12 protein-coding genes are annotated in these 14,884 nt (G+C 65.0%); 7 read left to right on the top strand and 5 right to left on the bottom strand.

Going from position 1 to position 14,884, the window contains the following annotated elements; genetic code table 11:
- The first annotated feature begins 123 nt into the window (after nucleotides 1-123).
- A complete protein-coding gene (locus tag EO139_RS17360) occupies nucleotides 124-468 on the top strand; it encodes a response regulator (protein ID WP_104582847.1) in 345 nt (114 codons plus the stop codon).
- Between the two features lie 37 nt (nucleotides 469-505).
- Here the strand turns inward: EO139_RS17360 and EO139_RS17355 are convergent, their stop codons facing one another.
- Complete coding sequence (locus EO139_RS17355; RefSeq protein ID WP_126971628.1) at nucleotides 506-3,364, bottom strand: PAS domain-containing protein; 2,859 nt, start codon at nucleotides 3,362-3,364, stop codon at nucleotides 506-508.
- Nucleotides 3,365-3,781: 417 nt separating this feature from the next.
- Between EO139_RS17355 and EO139_RS17350 the strand changes: the two genes are divergently transcribed.
- From EO139_RS17350 to EO139_RS17335, 4 genes are all read left to right on the top strand, one after another.
- Nucleotides 3,782-4,246, top strand: coding sequence for a MarR family winged helix-turn-helix transcriptional regulator (locus tag EO139_RS17350; protein ID WP_104582845.1), 465 nt, complete (start codon nucleotides 3,782-3,784; stop codon nucleotides 4,244-4,246).
- A 36-nt stretch (nucleotides 4,247-4,282) separates the two neighbouring features.
- Complete coding sequence (locus EO139_RS17345; protein WP_126971626.1) at nucleotides 4,283-5,467, top strand: FAD-dependent monooxygenase; 1,185 nt, start codon at nucleotides 4,283-4,285, stop codon at nucleotides 5,465-5,467.
- A gap of 412 nt (nucleotides 5,468-5,879) precedes the next feature.
- Entirely contained in the window at nucleotides 5,880-7,991 is a 2,112-nt protein-coding gene (locus EO139_RS17340; RefSeq protein WP_126971624.1) for a methyl-accepting chemotaxis protein, read from the top strand.
- 384 nt (nucleotides 7,992-8,375) lie between these two features.
- Nucleotides 8,376-8,780, top strand: a complete 405-nt coding sequence (locus EO139_RS17335; protein WP_104582956.1) for a hypothetical protein — start codon at nucleotides 8,376-8,378, stop codon at nucleotides 8,778-8,780.
- 283 nt (nucleotides 8,781-9,063) lie between these two features.
- On the opposite strand, the gene EO139_RS21585 is transcribed toward EO139_RS17335, so the two are convergent.
- Together EO139_RS21585 and EO139_RS17325 are read right to left on the bottom strand one after the other, a co-directional pair.
- A complete protein-coding gene (locus EO139_RS21585) occupies nucleotides 9,064-9,288 on the bottom strand; it encodes a hypothetical protein (RefSeq protein WP_206515157.1) in 225 nt (74 codons plus the stop codon).
- Nucleotides 9,289-9,509: 221 nt separating this feature from the next.
- Nucleotides 9,510-9,803, bottom strand: a complete 294-nt coding sequence (locus tag EO139_RS17325) for a hypothetical protein (protein ID WP_104582839.1) — start codon at nucleotides 9,801-9,803, stop codon at nucleotides 9,510-9,512.
- A 545-nt stretch (nucleotides 9,804-10,348) separates the two neighbouring features.
- Between EO139_RS17325 and EO139_RS17320 the strand changes: the two genes are divergently transcribed.
- Together EO139_RS17320 and EO139_RS17315 are read left to right on the top strand one after the other, a co-directional pair.
- Complete coding sequence (locus EO139_RS17320; RefSeq protein ID WP_126971806.1) at nucleotides 10,349-10,900, top strand: CPBP family intramembrane glutamic endopeptidase; 552 nt, start codon at nucleotides 10,349-10,351, stop codon at nucleotides 10,898-10,900.
- Nucleotides 10,901-11,018: 118 nt separating this feature from the next.
- Nucleotides 11,019-11,393 carry a nuclear transport factor 2 family protein gene (locus EO139_RS17315; RefSeq protein WP_126971622.1) on the top strand — a complete coding sequence of 125 codons (375 nt, stop codon included), beginning with the start codon at nucleotides 11,019-11,021 and terminating at the stop codon, nucleotides 11,391-11,393.
- A gap of 140 nt (nucleotides 11,394-11,533) precedes the next feature.
- On the opposite strand, the gene EO139_RS17310 is transcribed toward EO139_RS17315, so the two are convergent.
- A complete protein-coding gene (locus EO139_RS17310) occupies nucleotides 11,534-13,327 on the bottom strand; it encodes a PAS domain-containing methyl-accepting chemotaxis protein (protein WP_126971620.1) in 1,794 nt (597 codons plus the stop codon).
- Between the two features lie 315 nt (nucleotides 13,328-13,642).
- A complete protein-coding gene (locus tag EO139_RS17305; protein WP_126971618.1) occupies nucleotides 13,643-14,719 on the bottom strand; it encodes a catalase family protein in 1,077 nt (358 codons plus the stop codon).
- Nucleotides 14,720-14,884: the final 165 nt, after the last annotated feature.

Raw genomic sequence — 14,884 nt, 5'->3', positions numbered from 1 at the left:
CGCTTTATGACAGTTCCGACACGTTCGTCACGCGCGCAGGCCTAGCGTTGCAGCTGAAGTGCATCGCGTGGTTGCGATCGCTCGAGGACTGCGGTGAATCACGCATCATGTAACGCCCGTATCTTGCTGGTCGAAGACGACGAAGCCATTCGTGCGATGACCGCCGATATCCTGGGTGACGAGGGCTATCAGGTCACCGCTTCGCCCGATGCCGAGCAGGCGCTGGAGCAGCTCAACCGGTCGTGCCCGTTCGATCTGCTGCTTTCCGATATCTGCCTGCCCGGCATGAACGGGCGCGACCTTGCAGACAGCGCGCGCCGTCTGTATCCCGCATTGCCCATCGTGTTCATGACCGGCTACGCCGGCTCCATTGCCAAGCGCGCGGATTTTCTCGATACCGGCATGCGCCTGTTGACCAAGCCATTTTCCTTGCGTGACCTGCTCGGCATCGTGCGCACCGCGCTGTAGGCGCACCCAACCGCCCGCAACGTGCTCCACCTCCGCGTCACGGCGCTTTGCGCTCCAGCAGTTGCGCCACACGGCGCTCCAGGTCGACCGCCAGGAATGGCTTGGTCAACACTTCCATGCCCTCGTCCAGCTGCCCGGCGCCTACCGCCGCCGTTGCCGCATAACCGGTGACGAACAGCACCGGCAGTGTCGGCCGGTACTGCCGGCCCGCGTCGGCAACCTGACGTCCGTTCAACCCGCCGGTCAGGCCGACGTCGGTCACCAGCAGGTCGATCGCTTCCTGCGAACGCAGGCGCTCCACCGCCGCGCTGCCTTCGGCGGTCTCGATGACACGGTAGCCCGCTTCGCCCAGCACTTCGGACATCAGCACGCGGATCGCGGTTTCATCTTCCACCAGCAGCACCGTGCAGCTCTGCGCCGCCGAGTGCACCGGTTGCTCGCTCGCCGGCACCGTCTCGTCCTGCGGCAGCGCGCCGTTGAAGCGCGGCAGGTACAGCGCCATCGTGGTGCCCACGCCCACCTCCGAGTCGATCCGCACGTGCCCGCCGGACTGACGGGTGAATCCGTAGATCATCGACAGCCCAAGACCGGTGCCCTGCCCGATCGGCTTGGTGGTGAAGAACGGTTCGAAGACCTTGGACATCACCTCGGCGCTCATGCCGGTGCCGGTGTCCTGCACGCTCAGGCACACGTACTCGCCGACCGGCAGGTCCAGCTGCTGGGCGGCTTCGGCCTCCAACACCCGGTTGGCGATACCGATGGTGAGCTCGCCGCCATCGGGCATCGCATCGCGCGCATTGATGCACAGGTTCAGCAGCGCGTTTTCCAGCTGTGGTGCATCCACCAGCACTTTCCAGGCATCGGGTGCGGGGCGCAGCCGCAAGGCAATCGACGGCCCCAGCGTGCGCGCGATGATGTCGTGCATGCCGTGCACCAGTGCCTGCACCTCCAGCGCGGTGGGCGCCAGGGTCTGCCGGCGCGAAAACGCCAGCAGCCGCTGGGTCAACGCGGTGGCGCGCGCGGCGCTGGATTGGGCCATCTCCACATAGCGTTCCAGGCGGTCGTACTTGCCCTGTTCGATCCGCGTCTGCAACAGCTCCAGGCCGACGCTGATCGCGGTCAGCAGATTGTTGAAGTCGTGCGCCAGCCCACCGGTCAGCTGGCCAACCGCCTCCATCTTCTGGCTCTGGCGCAGCTTCTCTTCGGCCAGCAACAACGCCGCGCTGCGTTCGCGCACACGCTCTTCCAGCGTTTCGGTCAGCTGGCGCAGCTGCTGTTCGGCCAGCCGCTTGTCGGTGATGTCGGCAGCGGTCCCGAACCACTCCACGATCTGCTCGCGCTCGTCCAGCAAGGGGATCGCGCGCATCAGGGTCCACCCCACCTGCTGATCGGCATCCAGCACGCGGTATTCCAGATCCAGCCCGGACTTGTTGACGATCGAATGCGCAATGGCTTCGGACAGCCGTGCGCGGTCGTCCGGGTGCACCATCTCCTGCTGCCAGTTCAGGCTCGACGAGAGCGCATCGCTCAGCGCGCCCTCGCCCACCAGCTGGCGAAGCTCGCGCCAATCGGCCGTGGCCGAAAAAATCGATTGCGAGGACGCGCGCACCAACGCATCCAGCCGGCGCTCGCTCTTGCGCAAGGCTTCGCTGGCCAGCCGCTCGGCGGTACGGTCGCGCAACACCTTGACAAAGCCGATCGCCGCACCGGTTTCGTCGCGCAGCACCATCAGCGAACCATTCGCCCAGAAGCGCTGGCCGGACTTGCGCACATGCCAGCGCTCGTCCATGCCGCTACCGCTTTCCAGCGCCGCCGCTGCCTCGATCAGGATCTGCCGGCGCTCCACGTCTTCCGGGGTGAAGGTGCGCTCAAGCGTCTGGCCGAGCATCTCGGCCTCGCTCCAGCCCAGGATGCGCTGCGCGCCCTCGTTCCAGGACGTCACCAGGCCGTACAGGTCGGTGGCGATGATCGCGTAGTCCATCACGCTGTCCAGGATCTGCCGGTTGCGCACTTCGGCTTCGCGCACCGCGCGTTCCAGGCCGATGCGATCGGTGATGTCCAGGCCCTGCACGAAGACGCCGGAGACGGTGCCGTCGGCACCGGCGATCGGCTGGTAGACCAGATCCAGCAGGCGCCGCTCCACCGCGCCGCCCGGCTCCACCTGCACGTTGTAGGCGAGCGCGTTGGCCGTGTAGGCGCGCCCGGACTGATACACCTCGTCCAGCAGACGCAGATGCCCCTGCTCGACCAGATCGGGCAAGGCCTCGGCCAGGGGCTTGCCGATCACGTCGCGGTGGCCGATCAGGCGCGAATAACACGGGTTGGCAAATTCCACCCGATGCTGCGGACCGCCCAGGAACGCCATGAACATCGGCGCCTGCTCGAACAAGCGGATCAGCCGTTCGTGTTCATCGGCAAGCCGGTTCTGCGCCACCTTGCGGGCGGTCACTTCGTTGGTCACGCAAAACGCGCCGCCCACGCGTCCATCGTCCAGATAAATCGGCGAGAACGAGAACGTCCACCAAGTGTCTTCCGGCGTGCCGTAGCGGTTCATGCCGATCGGCACTTCATCGAAGCGCGAGGCGCGCCCGGCGAACGCGGCCTCGATCGGCGCACGCACGGCCTCCCAGGCATCGGCCCACAAGTCCCGCAACGGCGCACCCAGGGCGTGCGGCTGCCGCGGCCCCAGGATGGGCGCATACGCATCGTTGTAGAAAAAGGTCAGCGCATCGCCCCACACCACATACATGCTTTCCGGCGAGCTGAGCATCAGGCTGACGGCATTGCGCAACGGCGACGGCCACTGCGTGGTCGGCCCTAGCGAGGTTGCGGCCCAGTCGTATGCGCGCACGGCCTGGGCCATGGCGCTCTGGCCATAAGGAAACGGCGCGCTCATGCGGCGCCCGGGCGTGCTGCCGTCCAGCGGCAGGCGTCATGCATGCAGCGCGCAACGCGGTGTGCGGCCAGCTTACCAGTCACCCAAACAAGCATCTTTGACAAAACCATTGAAGAGGAATCAGGGGCCAACGCCGCGCATCGCCGGCCGGCAGGGTCGGACATGCCGGCCTGACCTGCCAGCGCAACGCCCTCCGGCATCGCCGTCGGCACAGCGCGCAGCGTGCAGCGCCCGCCTACGTTACAACACCCAGGTGGCTGACGTGACCTGACTGCGCGCCGGCCCACCGCACCGCGCGCGTCGCTGCCCGGCATGCTTGGCTGGGAGACCTCGCCATGACGCGCAGGCAGTGCCCCGTGGCGCGGGTGCCCGGATAAAATCGCCAGCTGGCCCAAAAGGCGTGGCACGGTAACGCAGATGCAGGATCGCGACGTACTCATTCACCCCCTGGCCGCGGTAGCACCGGGGTATCTGGCCAACCATGCTGCGCGGGTCTTCAATCGCCTGGTGGATGCGCAACTGCGGCCGCACGGCATGTCGCTGGCACTGATCGGGCCGATCATGCTGCTGTCCTGGAAAGGGCCGATGCTGCAACGCGACCTGGTGATCGCCTCGGCCGTGAAGCAGCCGGCAATGGTGGCCCTGCTGGACAAGCTGGAGGGCCTGAAGCTGATCAAGCGCGCCCCAACGCCGCAAGACCGCCGCGCCGCGGTGGTGTCGCTCACGCCTGCCGGGCGCAGGATCGCCGAGATCGGCGGCAGGATCCTGACCGATCTAAATGCCGATGCGCTGAAAGACTTCTCCCCCGAGGAGGCGCAGCAGACCGTCGCGTTCATGCAGCGCCTGATCGCCAACCTGGAGCAGCGCGACCAGGGCATGTAATATCACCTCTGATATTAATTCTTCGGGTGATCTGTCATGCCGCGTCGCATCCTCATCACCGGCGCAAGTGTCGCCGGCAACACCGTGGCGTGGGCACTGGCCCAACAAGGCCTTGAGGTCACGGTAGTCGAGCAGGCTGAACAGTTTCGCGATGGCGGCCAGAACATCGACGTGCGCGGCGTCGGCCGCGAGGTCCTGCGGCGCATGGGCCTGGAGCAGGCCGCACTCGACCACGGCACCGGCGAGGAAGGCACCGCCTGGGTCGACGAACACGGCCACGCGGCGGCGACCTTCAAGACTGACGACATCGACGGCGATGGCCCGACCGCGGAACTGGAAATCCTGCGTGGCGACCTCGCCCGCCTGCTCTATGCGGCCGCCCGCCAGCACGTGGAGTATCGGTTCGGCGACCGCATCGCCAGCATCGCCGACGACGGCAATGCCGCCACCGTCCACTTCCAGAGCGGGCACAGCGAGCGCTTCGATGCCGTCATCGTCGCCGAAGGGGTCGGCTCGGCCACGCGCGAGCTGCTGTTTCCCGGCGAGAACGCGCCGCGCTGGATGGATCTGACCATCGCCTACTTCACCATCGCACGCACCGCCGACGATGACCGCCTGTGGCGCTGGTATCACACCACCGGCGGGCGCAGCATCTCCTTGCGCCCGGACCGGCACGGCACCACGCGCGCCATGCTCTCGCTGCAGAAAGCCTCAGAGGGCGAACAGGACTGGGACGTGGCGACCCAAAAGGCCTACTTGCGCGAACGTTTCGCCGACGCCGGCTGGCAGGCGGCGCGGGTGCTGGACGGCATGGACAGCACCGAGGATTTCTACTTCGACGCCTTGCGGCAGGTCCGCATGCCGCGCTGGCACGCCGGCCGTGTCGTGCTCACCGGCGACGCGGCCTGGTGCGCAACCCCGCTGGCCGGCATCGGCGCCACCCTGGCAGTCACCGGTGGCTATGTGCTGGCCAATGAGATCGCACGCGCCCAGACGCTGGAACAGGCGTTTGCCGCCTACGCCGCGGCCATGCGGCCGATGGTCGACAAAGGCCAGGGCGTGCCGAAGATCGGCCCACGGCTGATGAATCCGCACAGCCGGCTTGGCATCCAGCTGTTGCACGGCGCACTGAAATTCGCCAGCCAGCCCAGCATCCAGAACATCGCCACCAAGCTGATGACGCCGTCGATGCAGGCGCCGGACCTGTCGCGCTACGACTGAACCAAATGGATCAGTGGCTGCGCTGCCATGGCGGCAGTGCGCGTGCTGAGCTCCACACCGGCCATCGGCCGCAGTTCCCTCGCAGCGGCCGCCTCCCCGCGCCACCCCTCATCGAGCTGGATCGGCGTATCTCCGGGGGCTGAGAGGCGCCGCAGCGCGTCACTTCGGCCATGCCCGCCGCTTGCGACCTCGCCCACCCTGGCCAGGCGCCAGCGCGAGGCCAACCGTGGATGAATCCCTCCGGCCAGATGGTTTCATTTCCGATGGCCGAAGCCGCTAACGAACAGGTCGAGACATCCTTCGTGCAGCGGCAACGCTGCCGGCCCCATCGGTGTCCCGGGCGCATCGCCTCCCAGCTGTTGCTGGGATTCTCCCCGCTCTTCCGCTCGCCGGATCACCGATCAAACTCCCTATGTCCCTGCTTTCGAATCTGCGCATCGGTCAGCGCCTGGCCCTCGGCTTCCTCGCGATCATTGTCCTGATGGTGATCCTCACCATCGTCGGCATCCAGCGCGTGCGCAGCATCGACCAGCAGCTCACCGCCATCAACGAAGTGAACAGCGTCAAGCAACGCTATGCGATCAATTTCCGTGGCAGCGTGCACGACCGCGCGATCGCCCTGCGCGATGTCGTGCTGCTGGACGACCCGGCAGACCGGCAGACGGCAGAGCAATCGATCGACAAGCTCGCCGCGGACTATGCCCGCTCCGCCAAGCCGCTGGACGACATGATCGCGGCCTCCACGGACGCGGAAGAAAAGGCCATCCTGCAGCGGATCAAGGCCATCGAGCAGCGCACCATGCCGTTGATCGCGCAGGTGCGTGCGTTCCGCGATGGTGCCGACAAGCCGCATGCCGAACAACGCCTGCTGCAGCAGGCGCGCCCTGCCTTCGTCGCCTGGCTGGCCAGCATCAACGCCTTCATCGACCTGCAGGAAGCCAAGAACCGCGCGGCTGCCAAGGATGCGGTCACCACTGCGCGCGGCTTTGCGATGCTGATGGTGGTCTCCACCGTCATCGCCTTGCTGCTGGGCGCCACCATTGCGTTGTTGCTGACCCGCAGCGTGGTGCTGCCGTTGCGGCAATCGCTGCGGCTGGCCGAGCGCATCAATGACGGCGACCTGCGCAGCCAGGACCTGCCCACCAGCAAGGACGAATCCGGCCAGCTGCTGCGCGCCATGCAGCAGATGCAGCGCCGCCTGCAGGATGTGATCTCCGCCCAACGCAGCATGGCGGCCCGCCACGATGCCGGCGAGATCAGCTACCGCACCGACGCCCAGCAGTTCCCCGGTGAATACGGGCACATGGTGCAGGACACCAACGCCCTGGTGCATGCGCACGTGCAGACCCAGCTGCGCATGACCGAGGTCATGGGCAGCTATGCCATCGGCGACCTGGCACCGGAAATCGAGCAATACCCCGGCGAAAAGGCCGCCATCACTGCCACCATGCAGCAGGTCAAGCAAAACCTGCGCGCCATCAATGCGCAGATCCAGCAGCTCACCCAGGCTGCATGCGCCGGTGACTTCGCGCTGCGCGGCCAGCCGGAAAAGTTCGAGCACGACTTCCGCCTCATGGTCGAAAACCTCAACACCATGATGGCCACCTCCGATACCAACCTGGCCAGGTTTTCCGACCTGTTGCGGTGCATCGCCGATGGCGACCTGACCGTGCGTATGACCGGCAACTTCCACGGCGTGTTCGCCTCCATGCGCGACGATGCCAACAGCACCGTGCATCGCCTGACCGACATCGTCACGCATATCCAGACCACCTCCAACAGCATCGGCTTTGCCACCGAAGACATCGCCAGTGGCAACCAGGAACTGTCCCGCCGCAGCGAACAGCAGGCCGCCAGCCTGGAAGAAACCGCCGCCTCGATGGAAGAGCTGACCTCCACTGTCAAGCAGAACGCCGAGCACGCCGGCCGTGCCAATCAGCTCGCGCTGGGCGCCGCCGCCATCGCCTCGGAAGGGCGCGACGTGGTCGGCCAGGTCATCGAACAGATGTCCGGCATCGAGGCCTCGTCCAGGCGTATCGCCGACATCATCTCGGTCATCGACGGCATCGCCTTCCAGACCAACATCCTCGCCCTTAATGCCGCCGTCGAGGCCGCACGCGCCGGCGAACAAGGCCGAGGTTTTGCCGTGGTCGCCTCGGAAGTGCGCACCCTCTCGCACCGCTCATCGGACGCCGCCAAGGAGATCAAACGCCTGATCGACGACTCCGTGCAACGCGTCGCCGACGGTGCAACGCTGGTGCACAAGGCCGGCACCACCATGGGCGAGGTCGTCACCAGCGTCCAGCATGTCACCGACATCATGGGCCACATCTCCGCCGCCTCGCTGGAACAGGCCGGCGGCATCGAACAGGTCAATCGGACCATCGCCCAGATGGACGAAACCACCCAGCAGAACGTCAGCCTGGTCGAAGCGGCGAGCACCGCCGCACGTTCGCTCGAAGCGCATTCGACGCAACTGACGCGGGCGGTCGAGGTATTCAAGGTCAATGCGTCGGTGATCTAACCGGGCGGATAGCGTGGCCTGCCGCCGGTCCGGACCAGAGCCGACGTGCAGCGATTGGTGATCGGCAACCTGCGCCGCCCGGCGCCGGATGGCCGCTCGGGTAAAGGGGGAAAACGACAACGGCAATCGCACGGGGATGCCGGGACGAGGTGGATCGGCCGCTGATGCGCTGGTTCATGACATCCCGGCTCGCCGGGTCACACAGTGTCGTTGCCAGGTGCACAGATCAGTCGGCTCGCCTTCGCTGCCAGCGCTCGCACACTGCTGGCGCCTGCGCGAGAGCACCACGGCGAAGTGACGCCACATCGCCGTGATGTGATTGCTACCCAGGTGCAGCTCGCCGAACATCAACTTTTATTTGGACAACATGCGAGCATGACCGCCATGCAACGTATCCGCCTCTTCCGCAGACCAGTACTTGTAGCGCTTCTGGCCGTTTCACTTGCCGGATGCGCGGCGGCTGGCTCCATCACTGCCCGGCCCATCGAAGGCCCGGTACGGCTGGGAGACATCGCGGCGGTCGATGGCCCCAGGGTTCGTCCCGACCGCGTCATCGAAGACAGCCGTTGCCCGGCCGAGGTGCAGTGCGTCGTGGCGGGCCGGTTGATCGTCAGGGCAACCGTGCTCGGCGGGGGCTGGTCCAAACAGATCGATCTCACGCTTGGCGTGCCGGTGGCTGTGGCCGATGGCCAGTTGACGTTGGTCGACGCCACTGCTCCACCAGCAGACTCGGCAACGGCCTCCGCATCCGACATGCGCTTCACCTTCCGCTTTCAGGGTGGCCGTTAATCACACTACTTCAGACCCTTGGCGAAGCAGCACGAACACGGGGTTCTACAGGTGCCAGCACGTCATCCAGCGCTGCTCGTAGCCGTTGAACCGAGACATATGCCTGCTCTCGCGTTGCAAAGCTCGAGAATCCCATGAGCAAACCGCCCGACGATGAGGGCCGGATTCGCCACCTGCTCAATGCCTGAAGTGGCAGTCCGTGGGATTGGGCGGCCTGCGCCAGCAACGCATCACGTTGCCCTGTCGCGGGATAGGCCAGCACCTGGAGTCCGCCTGCCTGGGGCTAGATCGCCATGCGGGAACCAAAGATATCGGTGAGCGCATCGACCAAATAGCTGCGCCTCTGACTGTAGAGCGCACGCATCTTGCGCAAGTGACGGGAGAAGTGCCCTTGCTCCATGAACTCGGCGACCGTGGCCTGTGAAACGAAGGATCCCACACCGCCAAGCTGCCCGGCTGCATCGGTGAAACGTTCGATCTGGGCCTTGGGGACAACCAGATAGGCCATCAATGCAGGTTGCCCGCGATGCTTGGCACTGCAAATAGTCCATCAAGGCACGGAATGGGAGCTTGCCGGCCGGCAGGAGCCTGATCGGCACACGGTTGCAGTAGCTGCTCACCGTTGCCTTCGCCGATCCAAGCGCGACGTACGGCTCCGCTATGCACCGCGTCGCCAAGTGCCGTGCATCAAGCACGGGCATCGCAAGCGCGGCCTGGTCGCGATCCCAGCTAGGATTGACCTCTGGCCTGGGGAAAACAGCGCTCCATTCGATCCGTCCACGCTGCCAGCTGCTCGAGCGTATACGCCTCGATGGGCTTTGCCATTGTCGACGCGGCTTTATGTTGTGAAGCAGTTGCAATCAACGACGAAGAAAGGCGATCCCAGCAACGCATGAGCAGCACGGGAGATGGATGCGAAGCAACCACTGCCTCAAGCACCGCACCTTGAGCCACCCTTGCTGCCTGCAGGTCGCTCAACGCATCCACAACCGCTGTCATCCATTGCTCGTTCAACTGCTCCATACCTGTCAACAACGCTGTGGGAAGCACATAGCGTATCCGGATCCACAGGCTATTGGTGGCGCCATGTGTTCCTCGTTGCAAACACAGCTGAACCAGCAAGGTGATGCGGGGTTCAAGCAGAGCGTTGGCCCGACATACGTCTGCAGGCACCGGTGGCCGACGCAGTCGCTGCGGCATACACCCATCGCACGAAGAGATACATGCCAGTGCTACACCGGGCGGGCTTGTTGATGATCGACGCCGGCTGACTGCCTGCGTCATTGGCCGGCCCCATGACGGTGACCGGATCATGGCCGAGACCCTGTCCATGCCCCACCCCTCTTCGCAGATAGCAGCCCATGCCCTCTGGCACAGGACGCTTGTCGCTCCTGTTGCTACCGTTCAAGGACCTACTCGATCCTCCTTCCAGCATGTTTCAACAAGGCGACGCAACCGCATATCACCGCCCGGGCAGTCCTGCGCTGGGACATCCTTTGGCACGCATCGCAGCGATCGCAGTCATCCTCGTGCTGGCGCACTACCGCTGGTTGCAGTTTCCCTGGCGGATGCCGGTGGTCGGCGTGCTAGGTATCGCGTTGGTCTGGCTGGAAACGCGCTCGCTGGGTTCCTGCGGACTGCAGCGCCGGCCCTTTCGCGCCTGGCTTGGTTGGACACTGCTGCTGCTCGCGCTCGTCATCGGCTTGGTCAATCCGTTCGTGCAACCGCTGATCGATGCCCTGACCGGGACCAAGGCCGATTACAGCGGCTACGGTGCATTGCGTGGCAACTTCAACGCGGCCGCCCAGCTGGCAGGCGGCGCCTGGCTCAGCGCCGCGCTGGGCGAAGAACTGGTCTTCCGTGCGTTCTTGATGCACCACCTCGATCACGTGCTGGGCCGCTATCGTGGGGGCCAGGTGATGGCGGCAGTGGCAGGGGGAGCACTCTTCGGCGCGATGCACCTGAGCCAAGGCATCTCGGGGGTGCTGCTGACCGGGTTTGTCGGCGCCTTGTTTGGCTATGTCTACCTGCGATCAGGACGCAACCTGTGGGCGACGGTCCTGGCGCATGGGTTGATCGATACCTGGGGCATTGCGACGCTGTACCTGGGCTGGTATTAGGAAGCACGCACCCTGATCCGCTTGCTCCAGTGCTTGACTGCCAGGAGTCCTTGCCACGTCGTCCGCACCTGCTGTGCGATGACGACTTGCCTTCCCGACACAAGCAGATTGCCCAGACATGACCACCGATAACGCGCTCTCGATCGTCCAGGCGCAGCTGGACGCCTACAACGCCAAGGATATCGACGCATTGCTGGCGACCTATGCCGACGATGCCGAGCATTACACCCTGCACGGCCCCCGACTGGCGAAAGGACACGCCATGCTTCGCGAGCGCTTTCTCGCCCGCTTCGAAGAGCCGGACCTGCATGCGCGGCTGTTGTCGCGGACCGTCGTCGGCAACATCGTCGCCGATTCGGAGCTGATCACCCGCAACCTTGCTGACGGGACCAGTCTTGTTGAGATGCTCTGCATCTACGAGGTGGCCGATGGAAAAATCCAGAGGGCCTCATTCGCTACCGGCGCACGCATTGCCACTGCACCTGCGCGATGAACATCCCAGGCGAGCGGTTTGCACCGTGCGCCTTTTTTCAGGCCGAGCGTAAAAAAGCCAGCGACTGCATTCTGGTCTTCAGCGCACCGCCCTGCATCCCGGCATCGCCAGGCCGCAGGGCGGCGCGCTGGCTGCATGCGTCATGCAGCCAGCGCGAGCTTCGCCTTGCCACTGACGCTGCGTGAACTATTGGCAACACTCTCCACCAGCGCGGTCGCCTGATCTTCCAGTGCGCGGGCCGACGATGCCATGGTGTCGACGAGCGCGGAGTTTTGCTGCGTGGCCGCATCCATCTGGGAGATCGTTTGATTGATCTGCTCGATGCCGGCGCTCTGCTCGTGACTGGCCGCCGCAATGCCACCCATGATGTCGTTGACCTGCCTCACCGACGACAGCAGCTCTTCCATGGCCTTGCCCGCCACGTTGACCTGCTCCGCGCCCTGCCCCACCTTCGCGCCTGAATCGGCGATCAGGTCGCGGATCTCCTTGGCGGCCATGGTGCAGCGCTGAGCAAGGCTGCGCACCTCCGAAGCGACGACCGCAAAGCCGCGTCCCTGCTCGCCTGCCCGCGCCGCTTCCACGGCCGCATTCAGGGCAAGGATGTTGGTCTGAAACGCGATGCCGTCGATGACGGTGATGATTTCGCCGATCTTGCGCGATGACGCCTGGATCGCTGCCATCGTGCTGACCACCCCATTGACCAGCTCGCCGCCATGCAGCGCGGTCTCTGCGGCCTGGCTCGCCAGCGAATTGGCCTGACGCGCGCCTTCGGCGTTCTTGCGAACGATGCTGGTCATCTCCTCCATGGAACTTGCGGTTTCCTCGAGGGCGGCCGCCTGCTGTTCCGTGCGCCGTGATAGGTCATCGTTGCTGCGCACGATATCGCCTGCCGCGTTGCTGAGCGTGTTTGCCACCTCGCCCAACTGACGTCCGGCTTCCACGTCCATCAACGCGCCCACCGCGCGCAGTGGCGTGCCATCTGCCGCGCGCTTGGTCAGACCGCGTGCGCGGAACCAGCGGTACTGGCCGTTCTTGAGTTGCAGGCGATACTCGATGTCGAAGTTGGTGCGGCCACTGCGGTCGTTCAGATGCGCTGCGAACGCATTCAGAGAACGCTCCTTGTCTTCCGGGTGAAGCCGTGACGCCCAGCTATCGAGCACATTGGGGAACTCCTGCTCGGACTCGAAGCCAAGCAGGTGGCGGAACTGCTGCGACCACCAGAACTCGTTGCTCGGATTGATCGGGTCACCCGCGATCACGCTCATGTCCCACAACCCATCGCTGAGCATCTGCGAGCCGAGCTCGAAGCGCGTCAGCGTGATGTCGAGGAACTGCTCCCGCTCACGGCGCTCGGTGATGTCGGTGAGCGACCCGGCCACACGCAGCGGCAGGCCTTGCGCATCGCGCTCGGTCGTGCCGAATGCGCGGAACCAGCGGTATTCGCCGGACTTCAGGCGCAGGCGGTTTTCCACGTCGTAGGGAGTGCGACCACTGCGATCGGCAAGGTGTGCCGCGAATGCATCCAGCGTCGGCTGCTTGTCGTCCGGGTGCAGGCACGCGACCCAGCTGTCCAGGACGTTGGGGAAATCCTGTTCGGACGCAAAACCCAGCAGCCGGCGCATCTGCGGCGACCACCACACCGGGCTGTCCGGATGCGTGGGATCTCCGCCGATGACGCCGATATCCCAGAGCCCGTCAGTGGTGCCGCTGGCGACCAGTTCGAAGCGCCCCTCCAGATGGCGCAACGCGGTCGTCGCCTCTTCCGCCCGGGCCTGTGCCAGATCGCGCTCCTGCTGTGCCGCACGCAGCGACTCGGCCAGCTTCCTGAGAAGCAGAGCCGGCCCATTGTTCGGCCATTGCGCAGTGCCGCCGTTCAACGTGGCATCAACCGCTTTGGTCAGCGCGTCCACCTTGTGGCTGTCGGAGAAAAACATGGCGACCTCTGCTACTTGCGTTAGGGATGCGTCCCTAGCGGCAGCGATCGGTCCTTCTTGAGAGTGGTGTCCCGATCTGACAGCCCGGATGGGTCCAGCATTCAGCTGGACGTGACCGGCAGCGCTGGTGGAGAGGGGCTGACACCTGCAACTTCCTTGCCACGCGGGGCCGGGCCAACGCCGGCACGCCAAGTGGACTGACGTTGTCATCCATCTCTTGCGAGTTCTCAAACACTCCTGGCTGGCAGCTGCAGTCCGGGGCACGCAGACCACGCGGGGCCCGGGGCAATACGGCAAGGTCAAGCAACGACCGCGCTAGACGCCGGCCGGCTCGTGGATCGGGCAGCGATTGAACTCGGCGCGGAATCGGCGTGATGCTGCCATCACGACACGGCGCGCCCGGTTGATGGCGCCCAGCGGCCGGTGAGCGGCCAGGGCATGCCACGGCGAGAAGGCGATGCGGTCTTCCAGCCGTTGCGAGTTCTCCCCATCCCAGCCGGCCTGGCGCTCGACGACCACACGCGCCACTGCGACAAAGGGGCTGATGGATTGCGGCCACTCCGTCGAGGCATCCTCGACCGGCATCTTGTCCACATCCCGGCACAGCTGCACGCGCAGCTCCCACTCGGCGGGGCTATCCAGGGTGCTGATGGCGTGATGAACGGCATCGCGTTGCGCGTCCTGGGAGTCGCCCACGTCCTCACCATCCAGTGCGAGGAGGTTGCTGGACACCGGCGCAAGCGAGAACTTGGCGATATAGCGGCCGTAGAGATACGGCACCTGCGAAAAGAAGGTTTCGCCCAGCGGATGAATCTGCGGCTGCCCGCCCAGCTGCTTGATGCTGCCACTTCCAGCGCCGATCTTCTCAAGGCTGTTTTCCACCCCTCGAAGCACTTTTGAGAGCGCTGCCTTGGCACGCGGGGCCTTCTCAGTGGTCGTCGCAAGAACACGAAAATTACGCAAAAAACCGTCAGGACCCGGCGTGGTGAAGGAAGGGCCATTGACCATCAAAAAATCCTGACTGTGCTTTTCGTCTCCACCCTCCACGCGCTCGCCACTCACGCCCAAGACCTTCAACGCCAACGCACGCGGAGTCGAAACCGCATCGCTCAACTGTTCTGCAGGCGGTGATGACAAGCGGATATATGAATCGTATTGCCCGGGTTCTGCGAACAGGCCTTGCCGTAGCTCTTCCGGCAGATCGTTGAGCACGGTGAGTTTGGCGGTCAGCAGGCCCTGCCCTTTCGCATGGACCGCGCGGTGCGCATGCCCCTCCTTCTCAGCCACGGTCGTTGCCATGTCAACGAACAGCGCTTCCAGGGAACGGATGGTTTCCTGCTCACTGACGCTGGGCGTTTCCAGATCGGGGCGGTATTCGACGGGCGGATTCATGCGGTTCCTGGCTTTATGGCTGGTAAGGCCACTGTGCTACACGCCCTGTTTACGCCCCGTCGAAACTAACAAGCGGATCAACGGTGGATGCTGCACATGTCGCCTTGCCCGGCCGTCACCGATGGGCGCTCCTGCCCAAGCCCGCCATGCTCACCGACCTGATCA

The organism is Xanthomonas sp. BRIP62411 (assembly GCF_003993525.1).
GTDB classification, from domain to species: domain Bacteria; phylum Pseudomonadota; class Gammaproteobacteria; order Xanthomonadales; family Xanthomonadaceae; genus Xanthomonas; species Xanthomonas euroxanthea.
Note: the sequence above shows the minus strand (reverse complement) of the source record. Positions and strands in the feature narration are given on the sequence as shown.